Source organism: Pseudoxanthomonas mexicana (genome assembly GCF_014397415.1).
Classification (GTDB): Bacteria; Pseudomonadota; Gammaproteobacteria; order Xanthomonadales; family Xanthomonadaceae; genus Pseudoxanthomonas_A; species Pseudoxanthomonas_A mexicana.
In genome coordinates this window covers 2,320,813-2,334,936 of sequence record NZ_CP060731.1, presented here as the reverse complement: position 1 = coordinate 2,334,936, position 14,124 = coordinate 2,320,813, and the positions used below count along the sequence as shown (strand labels likewise).

At 69.1% G+C, this 14,124-nt stretch carries 15 protein-coding genes; 5 read left to right on the top strand and 10 right to left on the bottom strand.

Annotated elements, in window-relative coordinates:
- Positions 1-147 precede the first annotated feature (147 nt).
- The 7 genes from IAE60_RS10950 to IAE60_RS10920 form a co-directional block, all read right to left on the bottom strand.
- A complete protein-coding gene (locus tag IAE60_RS10950; protein ID WP_244966724.1) occupies positions 148-1,182 on the bottom strand; it encodes a LacI family DNA-binding transcriptional regulator in 1,035 nt (344 codons plus the stop codon).
- Between the two features lie 194 nt (positions 1,183-1,376).
- A complete protein-coding gene (locus tag IAE60_RS10945) occupies positions 1,377-1,859 on the bottom strand; it encodes an OsmC family protein (RefSeq protein WP_187572265.1) in 483 nt (160 codons plus the stop codon).
- Positions 1,856-2,545: a c-type heme family protein gene (locus IAE60_RS10940; protein ID WP_187572264.1), complete on the bottom strand. Its 690-nt coding sequence runs from the start codon at positions 2,543-2,545 to the stop codon at positions 1,856-1,858. Before IAE60_RS10940 ends, IAE60_RS10945 begins: the two co-directional genes overlap by 4 nt.
- Positions 2,542-5,793 (bottom strand): efflux RND transporter permease subunit, encoded by a 3,252-nt coding sequence (locus tag IAE60_RS10935; protein WP_187572263.1) that lies wholly within the window; start codon positions 5,791-5,793, stop codon positions 2,542-2,544. Before IAE60_RS10935 ends, IAE60_RS10940 begins: the two co-directional genes overlap by 4 nt.
- A gap of 1 nt (position 5,794) precedes the next feature.
- A complete protein-coding gene (locus IAE60_RS10930; protein WP_244966553.1) occupies positions 5,795-6,868 on the bottom strand; it encodes an efflux RND transporter periplasmic adaptor subunit in 1,074 nt (357 codons plus the stop codon).
- A gap of 14 nt (positions 6,869-6,882) precedes the next feature.
- On the bottom strand, positions 6,883-7,086 hold the full coding sequence (locus IAE60_RS10925) for a YgaP family membrane protein (RefSeq protein WP_187572262.1): 204 nt from the start codon (positions 7,084-7,086) through the stop codon (positions 6,883-6,885).
- Between the two features lie 31 nt (positions 7,087-7,117).
- Positions 7,118-8,389: an NAD(P)/FAD-dependent oxidoreductase gene (locus IAE60_RS10920; RefSeq protein ID WP_187572261.1), complete on the bottom strand. Its 1,272-nt coding sequence runs from the start codon at positions 8,387-8,389 to the stop codon at positions 7,118-7,120.
- Positions 8,390-8,497: 108 nt separating this feature from the next.
- Between IAE60_RS10920 and IAE60_RS10915 the strand changes: the two genes are divergently transcribed.
- The 5 genes from IAE60_RS10915 (at position 8,498) to IAE60_RS10895 (ending at position 10,916) form a co-directional block, all read left to right on the top strand.
- Positions 8,498-8,887, top strand: coding sequence for a rhodanese-like domain-containing protein (locus IAE60_RS10915; protein WP_187572260.1), 390 nt, complete (start codon positions 8,498-8,500; stop codon positions 8,885-8,887).
- Positions 8,884-9,246: an ArsR/SmtB family transcription factor gene (locus IAE60_RS10910; RefSeq protein WP_162108913.1), complete on the top strand. Its 363-nt coding sequence runs from the start codon at positions 8,884-8,886 to the stop codon at positions 9,244-9,246. Before IAE60_RS10915 ends, IAE60_RS10910 begins: the two co-directional genes overlap by 4 nt.
- Positions 9,247-9,254: 8 nt before the next feature.
- A complete protein-coding gene (locus IAE60_RS10905) occupies positions 9,255-9,611 on the top strand; it encodes a rhodanese-like domain-containing protein (RefSeq protein ID WP_187572259.1) in 357 nt (118 codons plus the stop codon).
- Between the two features lie 22 nt (positions 9,612-9,633).
- The gene (locus IAE60_RS10900) at positions 9,634-9,990 is read left to right on the top strand and encodes a carboxymuconolactone decarboxylase family protein (protein ID WP_187572258.1); all 357 of its coding nucleotides are present in this window, start codon (positions 9,634-9,636) and stop codon (positions 9,988-9,990) included.
- Between the two features lie 65 nt (positions 9,991-10,055).
- A complete protein-coding gene (locus IAE60_RS10895; RefSeq protein ID WP_187572257.1) occupies positions 10,056-10,916 on the top strand; it encodes an MBL fold metallo-hydrolase in 861 nt (286 codons plus the stop codon).
- A gap of 6 nt (positions 10,917-10,922) precedes the next feature.
- On the opposite strand, the gene IAE60_RS10890 is transcribed toward IAE60_RS10895, so the two are convergent.
- Genes IAE60_RS10890 through thrC form a run of 3 tightly spaced genes read right to left on the bottom strand, consistent with a single transcriptional unit; the run spans position 10,923 to position 14,090 of the window.
- On the bottom strand, positions 10,923-11,654 hold the full coding sequence (locus IAE60_RS10890) for a murein L,D-transpeptidase catalytic domain family protein (RefSeq protein WP_374501282.1): 732 nt from the start codon (positions 11,652-11,654) through the stop codon (positions 10,923-10,925).
- Positions 11,655-11,709: 55 nt separating this feature from the next.
- Positions 11,710-12,750: a L,D-transpeptidase gene (locus IAE60_RS10885; RefSeq protein ID WP_187572255.1), complete on the bottom strand. Its 1,041-nt coding sequence runs from the start codon at positions 12,748-12,750 to the stop codon at positions 11,710-11,712.
- A gap of 50 nt (positions 12,751-12,800) precedes the next feature.
- A complete protein-coding gene (gene thrC, locus IAE60_RS10880) occupies positions 12,801-14,090 on the bottom strand; it encodes a threonine synthase (RefSeq protein WP_187572254.1) in 1,290 nt (429 codons plus the stop codon).
- Positions 14,091-14,124 lie beyond the last annotated feature (34 nt).

Here is a 14,124-nt window from a genome sequence, read left to right as displayed (position 1 = left end):
GCGACGTAAGTCGCGACCGCCCACCTTGGGTCCGCATCGGCGCAGGGTCGCGCGATAACCTGTAGGTGCCCAAAGCTGGCGTTATATGGATTCCCTGACGCGTGTGGGTCTGCGGTCGCGACTGACGTCGCTCCTACAACGGCGCCCTCACTTCGCCGCGGTAGACCCGCGCAGCGCCAGCCTCACCGGGATGGTCTGGCTTTCGGCGGGCTCGCCGTTGATCAGCGCCAGCAAGGTCTCGACCAGCAACGCACCCGCGCGCTTGGTGTCCTGCTGCACGGTGGACAGGCCGGGATTGATGAAGCTGGCCAGCGGAATGTCGTCGAAGCCGGCCACGGCGACATCGTCGGGCACGCGCAACCCGCGCTCCAGCAACGCCTTCATGGCGCCGACGGCGATCAGGTCGCTGGCGGCGAAGATCGCATCGAACGGTGCACCGCGGGCCAGCAGTTCGGTGGCCGCGTCGTGGCCGGACTGCTCCGTGGTGAGGGCATCGACCTGCAGGGCGGGATCGGCTGGGAGGCCCGCGGTTTCGAGTGCCTGGCGATGGCCGAGGTAGCGCTCGAAGAATTCGGGATAGTGGTTGGACGCATGCCCCAGGAACGCGATGCGTCGCCGTCCCTGCGCGACCAGGTGCGCGGTGATGTCGTGGCCACCCTGGGTGTTGTCGCAACCGATCGACACCCCGGGCGTATCCGGCTGGACGGCGCCCCAGCGCACGAAGTGGGTGCCCTGCTCGACCAGCTTCTCCAGCCGGCTGCGCGACTCCAGGTAGTCGCCATACCCCAGCAGGATGATGCCGTCGGCCTTCTTGCTGTCTTCGTAGTCGGCCTGCCAGTCGTTGGACAGCTGCTGGAACGAGATCAGCAGGTCGTAGCCGCGCAGCGCGCAGGCACGCGTGATGCTGCCCAGCATCGACAGGAAGAAAGGATTGATGGCCGATTCGTCCGGCGTCGGATCTTCGAAGAACAGCAGGGCCAGCGTGCCCGAATGCTGGCGGCGCAGGTTGGAGGCGTTCTTGTCGACCTTGTAGTTCAGCTGCTCGGCGATGGCCAGGATGCGCTTGCGCGTTTCCTCGTTGACCATCGGGCTGCCCCGCAGCGCGCGCGACACGGTGGGCTGGGACACGCCCGCCAGGTGGGCGATGTCCAGCGAGGTGGCCTTTCCCTTGATGGGCGCGATCACGGACGGCTTCGGATACGGACGGCAGAGGACCGGATGATGCCACGCTGGGAGGCCGGCGGCGATCCGGGGGGCGCGGGGCTTACACGGCCTTTCGGCGTCCCTGTGAGAGCGACGCGAGTCGCGATGAAGCGTTCCCGCGGGCCCTTCGCGACTCACGTCGCTCCCACAAGAGCAGGCACCCCACCTGCAACTCAGGACGCGGCCTGCTCCGTCCGCGCCTTGCCGTGCAGCTGGACGCCATCGGCGTCGGTGATGCTGACGGAAACCTCGATGCCGTGGCGCACGCTCTCGGTCACCACGCAGAAGTTCTCGAACTGGGCCAGGATGCGTTCCAGTGAGGCGTGTGCCGTGCCGGCCTCGGCCAGCTGGATATCGGCATGGATGTGGCCCACGCGCAGCCTGCCCTGCTCGTTGCGCACCAGCTCCGCGGTGGCATGGGTGACCAGCCTGCCCGGCGTGTTCCTGAACTTGCGCAGCGCGAACAGCAGGCTGGCCGACAGGCAGTTGGCGACGGCCGACACCAGCAGCCGCGTCGGGTTCGGGCCCTCACCCTTGCCCAGCGGCTCGGGCTCGTCGGTCATCAGGTCGGCGATGGTGGTGTCGTCGAAGCGGATGCGGAAGCTGTAGTCCTCTTCCTGTTCCAGGGTGATGCGGATCGGCGCGTCGGTGCTCATGGCGTGGCCTCCTGAGGGGTGTGGGCGGCGGTGGCGGGCACTTCGACCCACAGTCCGCCACGCAGGTCGCCCACCGCGAAGCCGGTGGCCGCGTCGTCAGGATAATGCGCCGCGATGGCCGCGCGGACGGCCGGGGCGACCTGCGCGCCATGGCAGGCCAGGCAACCGGGTTCGGTGGCGATGCCCCGCATCAGGCGCAGCGCGACGCCCTCGGGCAGGCCTTCGCGGACCACGGATACCTGCTCCGCGGCAGGCGCCCTCTCCAGGACGGCTTGCTGGAAGGCCTCCAGCGTGGCGAGCTGCCAACCCTCGGCGGCCTGTCCGGCGTTGCGGTTGCGCCGGGGCAGCGCGACGCGGCCCAGGCGCACGCCGTGCTCGGCCATCACCGAATCTGCGATGGCCGGCGCCTCGGCATGGCAGACCTCCACGGCCGCCGTGGGGCCACCGGCCTGCATCGCTGCCTGCAGGCGACCACGCAGGCGAGCGCTGAAGGCCTGTGCGGCCGCCTTCGCACGATCGAGATCGGGATCGAGCCGGGGCGCGGTCCGTGGCGCTTCGGCGCCCTGCTGCGGGCGGGCTTCGGCCACGTTCCGGCCCGCATCGCCGACGGCCCCGGGGGCACACGCCGTGACGGCCCACGCCAGGCAAGCCGACCACAGCAGCCGTTGCGGGTTAGATGGACTCATGCGTCGGATTCCTTGTAAGCGCGGTGTTTCAGCGCGTAGTACAGCAACGGGATCACCACCAGTGTCAGCACCGTGGATACCAGGATGCCGAAGATCAGCGAGATCGCCAGGCCGTTGAAGATGGGGTCGTCGAGGATGAAGAACGCCCCCGCCATCGCCGCCAGTGCGGTCAGTGCGATCGGTTGCGCGCGCACCGCGCAGGCATCGACGACCGCCGACTCCAGCGACTGCCCGCGCTCGACCAGATGGTTGATGAAGTCCACCAGCAGGATCGAGTTGCGCACGATGATGCCCGCCAGCGCGATCATGCCGATCATGCTGGTGGCGGTGAACTGTGCGCCCAGCAGGGCGTGGCCCGGCATCACGCCGATCACGGTCAACGGGATGGGCGCCATGATCACCAGCGGCACCACATAGTTGCGGAAGTAGGCCACCACCAGCAGGTAGATCAGCACCATGCCGGCCGCGTAGGCGATGCCCATGTCGCGGAAGGTCTCGTACGTGATCTGCCACTCGCCGTCCCACTTGATGCCGAAGCCGGCAGTCTCGGGCGGCTGGCGGATGTAGAACTGCCCCACCTGCTGGCCGTCGATGGCGTTGTCCGACACCTGCCCGACCAGGTCGAACATGCCGTACAGCGGGCTGTCGACCGTGCCGCTCTCGTCGCCCATCACGTACACCACGGGCAGCAGGTCCTTGTGGTGGATGGCGCCGTCCCACCAGGTGGAACGTACCTGCACCAGTTCCGACAGCGGCACGAGTTGGCCGTTGCCACCGCGCACCCGCAGCGCGAGCAGACCGTCGAGCGAAGCCTGGTCGGCCACTGGCAGGCGCAGGCGGATCGGACGCGGATACTTCGAGCCACCATCGATCACGTGGGTGGCGTCCAGCCCCGACAGGCCCGCGGCGATCGTCTCCGTGATCGCCGACTGCGGCACGCCCAGGCGCGCCGCGCGCACGCGGTCGATCACCAGGATGTCGCGGCGTGCATCGGCTTCCACGCTGGTGTCCACGTCGACGATGCCCTCGGTCGCCAGGAAGCGCTGCTCGAGCGCCCGCGCCACCTGCCGCTGGCGGGCATAGTCGGGCCCGTACACCTCGGCCACGATCGGCGACAGCACGGGCGGCCCGGGCGGCACCTCCACCACCTTGACCGACGCGCCATGGCGGCGGCCGATCGCGTCCACCTGCGGGCGCAGGGCAACGGCGATCTCGTGGCTCTTGCGCTCGCGGTCGTGGCGGTCCACCAGGTTCACCTGCAGGTCGCCCACGTTCGCACCCTCGCGCAGGTAGTACTGCCGCACCAGCCCGTTGAAGTTGATCGGTGCGGCCGTACCCGCATAGCCCTGGTAGTGCAGGACTTCCGGTGTGCGGTCCAGCACGCCGGCCAGCTCGGCCAGCAGGGCGTTGGTGTCCTCCAGCGTGCGGCCTTCTGGCAGGTCGACCACGATCTGCAGTTCGGACTTGTTGTCGAACGGCAGCATCTTCAGCACCACCAGCTTGAACACCGCCAGACTGGCCGCCAGCGCCACCAGCACGGCCATGCCGACGAACAGCAGGCGCCGGCGCCGCGTACCCGCGCCGGCATCCAGGAAGGGCGTCATCACGCGCTCGAACAGGCGATGCAGGCGCGCGGCCATGGTGCCTTCCGCGTGCCCGTGGGCAGCGCCCTCACCCGCAGGCGCGACCGCATGCCGCTTGAGCAGCTTCAGCGACAGCCACGGCGTGACCACCAGCGCGATCATCAGCGACAGCAGCATGCCGACCGAGGCATTGATCGGGATGGGCCGCATGTACGGCCCCATCAGACCGGTGACGAAGGCCATGGGCATCAACGCCGCGATCACGGTGAAGGTGGCCAGGATGGTCGGACCGCCCACTTCGTCCACCGCGGGCGGAATGGCCTCGGCCAGCGACATGCCGCCCTGCGCCATGTGCCGATGGATGTTCTCGACCACCACGATGGCATCGTCCACCAGGATGCCGATGGAGAAGATCAGTGCGAACAGCGAGACGCGGTTGAGGGTGAATCCCATGGCCCAGGACGCGAACAGCGTGACCGCCAGGGTCAGCACCACCGCGCTGCCGATCACGATGGCCTCGCGGCGGCCCAGCGCGAACAGCACCAGCAGCACCACCGAGCCGGTGGCGAAGACCAGTTTCTTGATCAGCGTCTGCGCCTTGTCGCTGGCCGTCAGGCCGTAGTCGCGCGTGGTCTCCACCTGGATGCCATCGGGAATCACGGTGCCACGCAAGGCCTCCACCCGCGCCAGGGCGGCCGACGTGATGTCGGCCGCATTGCTGCCCGGCTTCTTGGCGATGGCCAGCGTCACCGCGGGCGCCACGCCACTGGCCGGTCCCGCGCGCGTGGCGGGCGCACCGTGCCACGCATAACTCGACGGTGCATCGGCCGCATCGCGGACCGTCGCCACGTCCTCCAGGCGCACCGGCTGGCCACCCGACACGCCCAGCACCAGGCCGGCCACGTCCGCGCGATCGGCCAGGAACTGGCCGGAGGTCACCTGCACCACCCCGTCCGCACCGACGCGCTCGCCCGCCTGGCGCGCCAGGTTGGCGGCCTGCAGGGCCGCGGACAGATCATTCACCGCCAGGCCGTGGCTGGCCAGTCGCGCGGCATCGAGCTGCACCATGACGGCACGCTCCGGCGCACCCAGGGTGAACACGTCGCGCGTGCCGGGGATGCGCTTGAGTTCGGTTTCCAGCGTGTGCGCCACTTCGGCCAGGTCGCGTGCGCCGCGCTGCGGATCGTCCGTCCACAGGGTCAGCGCCATCACCGGCACGTCGTCGATGCCCTTGGGCTTGATGATGGGCTGGCCCACGCCGAGGTTCGCCGGCATCCAGTCCTGGTTGGAGAACACCTTGTCGTACAGGCGCACCAGTGCGGGCTGGCGCTTCACGCCCACGTCGAACTCCACCGTCAGCACCGCCATGCCGGGCCGGCTGATCGAATAGGTGTGCTTGATCTCCTCGATCTCGGACAGTTTCTGTTCCAGCGGATAGGTCACCATCTGCTCGACCTGGCGCGCATCCGCGCCCGGGAACGGCACGATGACGTTGGCCATGGTGACGTCGATCTGCGGCTCTTCCTCGCGCGGCGTGATCATCACCGCCACCAGCCCCAGCAGCAGGCCGAGCAGTGCGAGGATCGGCGTCAGGGGGTTGGCCTGGAACGTGCGCGCCAGGCGACCGGAGATGCCCAGTCGCGGCGGGTTCGGGAGCGATGCCATGTCAGTCGTCCTTGCGCGCCGCCACCAGCGCCTGCTGCGCGGCGACCGGATCGGTGGCGATCCTCTCGCCGGGCTTCAATCCCGAGATCACGTCCACCTGGTCGCCGGCCGCATCACCCAGCCTGACCTGGCGCAACGACAGCCGCCCGTCGCTGAGCACGTACACCGCCGTCACCTCGCCGCGGCGCACCAGCGCGCTGGTGGGAACGCGCGGGAATGCCACGCCCTTCACGGCCGGGAACGCCACTTTCGCGGTCAGCCCGGGTTGCGGCGGCACATCGAGCGCCGGCAGCTGCACGCGGATCCGCACGGCGTGGGTGGACGCATCCGCGGCCGGAAAGACGGTGACGTCGGCGGCATCGATCCGGCGCCCATCGTCGAAGGTGACCACGGCGGTGGGGTTGGCCCGGACCGCCTCCGCTTCCGACTGCGGCACCGCCACTTCGATGCGCAGAGCGCCCGGGGCGAACACCGTCATCAGGGTCTGGCCGATGCCGACGCTCTCGCCGGGTTCGACATCGCGAGTGGCGACGATGCCCGCGTAGGGCGCGCGCACCGTGGTGTAGTCGGTCTGCTGGCCGGCGTTCGCCAGTTGGGCGCGGGCGGCGTCGCGCGCGGCGGCCGCCGAATCGCGCGCCATCCGGGCCTGGTCGAGCTGGGCCCGGGAGACGAACTGGTCCTTCGCCAGGTTGGCGAAGCGCCGATAGTTGGCTTCCGCCTCGGTCGCGGATGCTTCGGCCGCGCGCAACTGGGCACGGGCGGCGTCGACACCGGATTGTTGTTCGACCGCACTGAGCCGCACCAGCACGTCGCCTGCCGCCACGCGGTCGTTGACGTCGCGCGCCACGGCGACCACGCGCCCGTTCGTCTGCGCCGACAGCGTGGCCTGTTGCACGGCTTCCACCACGCCCTCCCAGGCACGGCCGCCCACCGCGTCGGCAGTCTTCACTTGGAACGTCTGCAGTCCCTCGATGCGCGCGGCAGGCGCGGCGGGTTCTTCATGTCCGCACGCGGCGAGCGCGGCCACCAGCAACAGCGGCAACAACGGGCGCGACGACATCACGATGCGGCTCACGGCAGGCCTCGCGCTCACTTGAATGCGCAGCCGGCGCGTACGCCTAGCTTGCGGAAGATGATGGCGGCGGGACAGAAGCCGGTCACGCTGGCCTGAAGCATGTTCACGCCGATGAAGACGGTGAACCAGAGCCACAGCGGCGAAACGAAGTGGGCCAGTGCGAGGCTGGCGAGGGTCATCACGCCGGCGAAGCCGAGGACGGCACGGTCGAGGTTCATGAGGGGTTCTCCGGAAATGGAATGGGGGAAATCAGCGGGTGCGCATGATGCCGAGCAGCTTGAGCACGTATTTCTCGTAGATCGGTTCGGTGTTGCCGGACTTCATCTTCATCAGGAAGTACTTCTCGAACGCGATCTTGGCCACGTGCACCCATTTGCCGACCTTGGCCCAGGTGACGTTGCGCGGCGGGATCTGCGGCAGGGCCACGAACGCCGCGCCGGTGTCGCCCATGTCCGCCAGGCAGATGGCGTTCCACGTCGCTTCGGCGGTGACCGGCCTGCCGGCCAGCTCGGCCTGGATGTTGTGCGCCACCGCGGTGACCATGGACTCGATCATGAAGCCGGTCTTGGGCGCGCCCGTCGGCACCGGCGTGGCCTCCACGGGCGGGATCGCCACGCACACGCCGAGCGAGAAGATGTTGGGATAGGCCGGGTTGCGCTGATGCTTGTCGATCAGGATGAAGCCGCGCGGATTGCACAGCCCCTCGCCCTGGCGCACGGCCGGCACGCCGGTGAAGGCCGGCAGCACCATCGAGTATCGGAACGGCAAGATGTGCATCTTCCTCGGCTGACCGGCATCGTCCATTTCGGACACGTCCATCTCGCCGTCGCGCACCGCGGTGATCTTCGCGTTGGTGATCCACTGGATGTGGCGCTGGCGGAACTCAGATTCCATCATGCCCTTGGAATCGCCGACGCCCCCCAGCCCCATGTGTCCGACGTACGGTTCCGGGCTGACGTAGGTGATCGGCACCCTGTCGCGCAGCCTGCGCTTGCGCAGGTCGCTGTCCAGGATCATCGCGAACTCGTACGCCGGCCCGAAGCAGCTGGCCATCGGTGCAGCCCCCACGACCACCGGCCCCGGGTTCTCGAGGAAGGCCTGGTAGGCCTGCCACGCGGTGGTCGCGTGCGGCGTGGTGCAGATCGAGTGGGTGAAGCCGCCTTCAGGCCCCAGGCCCGGCACCTCATCGAACGCCAGTCGCGGACCCGTCGCGATCACCAGATAGTCGTAGTCGAGGGTGCGCCCGTCGCGCAGCCGCACACGGTTGTGGCCGGGCTCGACCCGCTCGGCGCCGACGCCCTCGAAGGCGATGTTCTTCTTCGCAAGGTAGCGGGCGACCGGCATTTCGACATCGGACGGCTTGCGCCAGCCCACGGCGACCCAGGGGTTGGAGGGCGTGAACGAGAAGCGGTCGCCCTCCCCGATCACGGTGATCTCCGGCCCTTGGCCCAAGCTGCCGCGCAGTTCGTAGGCGGCGCTCATGCCCCCGATGCCTGCACCCAATACGACGATGCGTGCCATGTCTTCCCCTCCAGGTTCGATGGCCGCCGCCGGCAGGAGTGCCGGTCGGCTTGCAATACAAATTAGCATCTACTAATATTAGCGTCAACTAATGTACTGGAGGCATCCATGGCACGCACCGTCCAGGATCTGGTGGCCGAGGCACGCGGCCGTATCGAAGAGATCGCGCCCGACCAGCTGGCGGCGCAGGACGACTGCGTCCTGATCGATGTGCGCGAACCCGCGGAATACGCGCAGGGCCACCTGCCGGGCGCGATCAACCTGCCGCGCGGCGTGCTGGAATTCCAGATCCACGCGCACCCGGCGATGGCCTGCACCACCAGCGAAGCGCTGGCCGTCGTCGACCGTGAGCTGGTGCTGTACTGCCTCACCGGCGGACGCTCGGCGCTGGCGGCCGACAGCCTGCAGGCGCTCGGCTTCACCCGTGTACGCTCGCTTGCGGGCGGGCTCACCGCATGGCGCAATGCCGGCCATCCCCTCACCCCGGAACCCGCATGACCCGCAGCCTCTCCACGTCCACGTTCGACATCGCCGCCATGCAGGCGCATGCAGGCGATGCGGCGCAACTGCTCAAGGCCCTCGCCAACGAGAAGCGGCTGCAGATCCTGTGCCTGCTGACCGCGGGCGAGCGCTCGGTGGGCGACATCAACGCCCTGCTCGACCTGAGCCAGTCCGCCTTGTCGCAGCACCTGGCCGTGCTGCGCGAAGAAGGCCTGGTGCAGACGCGCCGCGAGGCCCAGAACGTGTTCTACGCACTGATGCCGGGGCCGGCGGCGCAGGTCATGCATACGCTGCACGGCATCTACTGCGCGCCGGCCGCTGCGCCAGCGCCCCGGAAGCGCGCGGGGAGATCGTGATGCTGGGCATGCTCAAGTCCCTGTTCGGCCGCCGCGGGGCGCAGGCTTCTCCGCAGGAAGCGGTCGCGTGCCTCAACCGGGGAGCCGTCCTGGTCGACGTGCGCGAACAGGGCGAGTTCGCACGCGGTCATGTGCAGGGCGCCCTCAACATCCCGTTGGGCGAACTGCGCGCCGGCGGCACCGCGCTGCTGGATGCCCGCCTCCCCGCCGGTACGCGCGAGGTCGTGCTGGTCTGCCAGAGCGGCATGCGCTCGCGCGTGGCCCAGGCCATCCTGTCCGGCGACCCCGCGCGCACCTATCTCAACCTGGCCGGTGGCATGGCGGCGTGGCAGAGCCACGGCCTGCCCATCGTGCGACACGATTGATCCGACACCACAAGGTATTCCCATGTCCAGTGCAGACCGTTATCAGGAACTGACCACCCGCATCAACCGGCACCTCGGCCCCTTCCGCACGGCGGCGCCCGAGGTGATGCAGGGATTCGGCGCCATGGCGCGCGGTGCAATGGCCGCCGGCGCGCTCGACGAGAAGACCAAGGAACTGATCGCGATGGCGATCGGCGTGGCGGCGCGCTGCGACGGCTGCCTCGGTTTCCATGCCAAGGCGCTGGTACGCCTCGGTGCCACGCCGGAGGAGTTCCAGGAGATGCTGGGCGTCGCCGTCTACATGGGCGGTGGCCCATCGCTGATGTATGCGGCGCATGCACTGGAAGCGTTCGAGGAGTTCTCCGCGAAAGCGTCCTGAGAGCGCTTGGCCGGGTGCGTGCGGGCTGCCATGATGGTCCGCCGCAACCCGCCAGGAGCCCTGCCATGACACAACCCCGGGTGCATGCTCAGTTCGACGAAGCGACCCACACGGTCAGCTACGTGGTCTGGGATCCGGCCACGTGCCGTGCCGCGATCATCGATCCGGTGCTGGACTACGACCACCGCACCGGCCGCGTGTCGCACCGCTCGGCGGATGATCTGCTCGGCTTCGTCGCTGACCAGGGCCTGTCCGTCGACTGGGTGCTGGAGACGCACGCACACGCGGACCATCTCAGCGCAGCGCCGTACCTGAAGGAAAAAACCGGTGCCCCGATCGGCATCGGTGCGCGCATCACCGAGGTGCAGCGCACGTTCGCGCCCGTGTTCGGGCTGGACGATGTCAGCGGCGACGGCCGCGAATTCGACCGTCTTTTCCGCGACGGGGAGACCATTGCGCTCGGCGGGCTGCAGGTCGAGGTGATGCACACGCCCGGCCACACGCCGGCCTGCGTGTCGTACCGCATCGGCGAGGCGGTATTCGTCGGCGACACGTTGTTCATGCCCGACTATGGCACCGCACGCGCGGACTTCCCGGGCGGCGATGCACGCACGCTGTACCGTTCCATCCACAGGCTGCTCGCACTACCTGACGCCACGCGCCTGTACCTGTGCCACGATTACAAGGCGCCGGGGCGCGACCACTTCGCATGGGAAACCACGGTGGGCGAAGAGAAGACGCGCAACATCCATGTGGGCGGCGGCGTGGACGAAGCCAGCTTCGTGGCCATGCGCGAGGCGCGCGACGCCACCCTGGCCGCACCCGTCCTGCTGCTGCCGTCGTTGCAGGTGAACATCCGCGCCGGCCGGCTGCCCGATCCGGATCGGGACGGGCGCCGCTATCTCAGGATCCCGCTGAAGCTCTGATCCGCGTCAGCGGCCCGCAGCCGACGATGCGGGGCGAGCGGCCACGCCGCTTCCGCAATCGGCGCTCAACAGGCGCGACTGCTTCAGCCAGGCGGGGTCGGGGTAGTACGCAAACACGAAGGAACCGCCGCGGATGCTGTCGATCAGCGGCCGCGCCACCGCGGTGCTGACGGCCGGGCACCCCAGGCTACGACCCAGCCGGCCCTGCGAACGCACCAGCGCGTCACTGACGTAGGGAGCGCCGTGGATGACGATGGCGCGCTCGCGCGCCTTGTCGTTGAAGCCGGGCTCCAGTCCCTTCAGGCGCAGCGAGTACCCGTTGGAACCACGGTAGGCCTCCTGGGTGACGAAGGCGCCCAGGCTGGACATGTAGCTGCCGGTGGCGTTGGAGAAGCGGGTGGCCAGGTTCTCGCCGGTATTGCGGCCATGGGCGACGCGCTCCTCGAACAGCAGGCGGGCCTTTTCCAGGTCGAACACCCACAGCCGCGGCTGGGTGGACGGCCGGCTGTAGTCGATCACGCTGAGTCGGCGCATCGGCACGTCGGTGTCGCCGCGCCGCAGGGTACAGGCCATCGCGTGCGTGGCCATGGCCAGCACCTCGCGGTCCACGCCCGGCGCCGCCCGGTGGAGGGCCTCGGCCAGACGACCGGGGCCGACACTCGGGGACGCGTCGGCCGCCAGCGCCACGGCGGTCGGGGTGCAGCTCAACAGGAGGACGGACAGGCAACGCTTCATGATCAGGCTCGGGAACGGGGGGACAGGATGCGCCGTGCCCGGGTTCCCTCCACACCGCTCAGCGTAAAGCCGACGTGGGGCCCGCTTCATCCGATTCCAAGACCGGCACCGTCGGCTGTTCGGCCGGCGTTGCACGCACGCCCGGCAGGTCCGACAGCAGCACGGTGGTGCCGGGGGTCAGGATGCCGTACAGCCGGCGGGCGAAGTCCTGCGGGATCCAGAGCGCATCGCCCAGCGAGCGCAGGGACGGCATGGGCGTGTCCGCCTCGCCCAGCACGCGGTGGGCGACCCAGCGGTGCTCCTTCTGCTGCGGATCCAGCAGGCTGGGGATGTCTTCCATCTCTGTCGTCATCACCAGCAGCACGGTGCCGTTGAGGGCGAAATCCTGAATCTTCTGCAAGGGCGCCGAACCGATCAGCACGCCGTTGCGCAACACCGACACGCGCTGGTCGTACAGGCTGACGAGGATGCTGACCGGGCCTTCCGGCGAGGCGGCTTCGTTCCAGTACACCTCGTAGGCCGACAGCGCCGGGTGGGCGGCCTGCCCGCCCGCGATGACCGGCGCCAGCACCGCAGGATGCACGACGCTGGCCGGCGACGCCTTTGCATTGGCCACCACCACCGAATCGCCGAAGCGGGTGATGGCGAACAGCTTCTCCGCGAACGCCTGCGGCAGGCGTACGCAGCCATGCGATGCCGGGTATCCCGGCAGGTGGCCGCCATGCAGGGCGATGCCGTCCCAGGTCAGCCGCTGCATGTACGGCATGGGGGCATCGTTGTAGAGGTTGGACCGATGGTCCTTGTTCTTCTGCAGGATGGTGAACACGCCGGTGGGCGTTTCCTTGCCCGTCTTGCCCGAGCTGATCGTCGACACGCCGATGGCGATGCCGTTGCGATACACATAGGCGCGCTGTTCGTCCAGGCTGACCACCAGTACCACCGGACCTTCCGGCGCGATCTGCGGGTACCACAGGAATTCGCCAGGCTTCAGCGCACGGACGTCGGGCGGCGAGACAACGGACTGCGCCTGCGCGGCAGGCGGGGCGATCCCATACAGCAGTGTGGCCAGCAAGAGGGCGGGCAAGAAATGGCGCGTCATCCGATGAGCTTAGCGCAGGAGCATCCTGCCTTGTGCCAGATGGATCCCGACTACGGCAGCACGCGCTCGCGCAAGGCGTCGTAGTCGGCCGGGATGGGATCGGCATGCGCCGGACGCGACAGCAGGTCCGCCAGCGCGGGCGGCACCTCCACCGCGCGCCCGATCAGCGGTTCCACCACGCTTTCGAACTTGGCCGGGTGCGCCGTGGCCGCCACGGCCCAGTCGCCCTCCCCGCCCTGCGCACGCAGGTCTTCCAGCACCTTCACCGCCGTGGCGGTATGCGGGCAGTGCACTTCACCGTGGTCGCGATAGCGGCGCGCGATCACCTCGCGGATAGTGGCGTCGTCGACCTCGCTGGCGGTGAAGGCCACGCGCAACGCGACGTCATCGCTGGCGTACAGCCAGCGCAGGCGTTCGAAGTTGCTGGGCGCCCCCACGTCCATCGCATTGGCCAGCGTCGCCACGCTCGCCGCCGGCGCATAGGCGCCGCCGGCGAAGAAGTCGGGCAGCACACGGTTGGCGTTGGTGGCCAAGGCGATGCGTCCCAGCGGCACCCCCAGCGTGCGGGCAAGGATCGCGGCCAGCGCATTGCCCAGGTTGCCCGTGGGCACGACGAGATTCAGCGTTCGGCCGGTGGCTGCCCGGTGGCTCAACGCCGCATGCGCGTAGTAGCTCATCTGCGGCAGCAGGCGGCCCAGGCTGATGCTGTTGGCGGAACTGAGCGGGGCCTGCGCCTGCAGCTCGGCGTCGTTCAACGCGAGCTTCACCAACGCCTGGCAGTCGTCGAACGAACCCGCCACGCGCAGCGTCACGATGTTGTCCCCGAAGCAGCCCAGCTGGTGCGCCTGGCGCGGCGACACGCGCCCATCCGGATACAGCACGATCACCCGCAGGCCCGGCTGACGGTGGAATGCCGCAGCGACGGCCGCGCCGGTATCGCCGGACGTCGCCACCAGGATCGTCAGCGGCGCATGCTCGTTGCGGCGTACACGCGCCATGCTGGCGGCCAGGAAGCGCGCACCGAAATCCTTGAATGCCGCCGTGGGCCCGTGGAACAGCTCCAGCACGTGGTCGTCCGGCGTACCCAGTGGGCGCAGCGGCGCCGGGAAATCGAACGCCTCCCGGCAGATCGCCGCCAGTTCGCCTGCCAGCGCATCACCGGCGAAGAACGGCGCCAGCAGCGTGGCGGCAGTTGAAGCGATGTCGTCCCCGGCGGCGAGCTCGCGCGGCGCAGGCAGCACGTCCGGTACGTACAGCCCGCCATCGGGGGCCAGTCCGGCGGCGATGGCCTGGCTGAGCGTGGCGGCGGGTGCGGTGTTGCGGGTCGAGATGAAGTTCATGGTCGGTCGTGGCAAGGCGGCGTGTGCGGCGGCC

Excerpts from the sequence above, each read along its gene's own strand:
- IAE60_RS10900 (WP_187572258.1), top strand. The coding sequence starts at position 9,634 with ATGTCCAGTGCAGACCGTTATCAGGAACTGACCACCCGCATCAACCGG.
- IAE60_RS10915 (WP_187572260.1), top strand. The coding sequence starts at position 8,498 with ATGGCACGCACCGTCCAGGATCTGGTGGCCGAGGCACGCGGCCGTATC.
- IAE60_RS10895 (WP_187572257.1), top strand. The coding sequence starts at position 10,056 with ATGACACAACCCCGGGTGCATGCTCAGTTCGACGAAGCGACCCACACG.
- IAE60_RS10920 (WP_187572261.1), bottom strand. The coding sequence starts at position 8,389 with ATGGCACGCATCGTCGTATTGGGTGCAGGCATCGGGGGCATGAGCGCC.
- thrC (WP_187572254.1), bottom strand. The coding sequence starts at position 14,090 with ATGAACTTCATCTCGACCCGCAACACCGCACCCGCCGCCACGCTCAGC.
- IAE60_RS10925 (WP_187572262.1), bottom strand. The coding sequence starts at position 7,086 with ATGAACCTCGACCGTGCCGTCCTCGGCTTCGCCGGCGTGATGACCCTC.
- IAE60_RS10905 (WP_187572259.1), top strand. The coding sequence starts at position 9,255 with ATGCTCAAGTCCCTGTTCGGCCGCCGCGGGGCGCAGGCTTCTCCGCAG.
- IAE60_RS10945 (WP_187572265.1), bottom strand. The coding sequence starts at position 1,859 with ATGAGCACCGACGCGCCGATCCGCATCACCCTGGAACAGGAAGAGGAC.
- IAE60_RS10935 (WP_187572263.1), bottom strand. The coding sequence starts at position 5,793 with ATGGCATCGCTCCCGAACCCGCCGCGACTGGGCATCTCCGGTCGCCTG.
- IAE60_RS10940 (WP_187572264.1), bottom strand. The coding sequence starts at position 2,545 with ATGAGTCCATCTAACCCGCAACGGCTGCTGTGGTCGGCTTGCCTGGCG.
- IAE60_RS10885 (WP_187572255.1), bottom strand. The coding sequence starts at position 12,750 with ATGACGCGCCATTTCTTGCCCGCCCTCTTGCTGGCCACACTGCTGTAT.
- IAE60_RS10910 (WP_162108913.1), top strand. The coding sequence starts at position 8,884 with ATGACCCGCAGCCTCTCCACGTCCACGTTCGACATCGCCGCCATGCAG.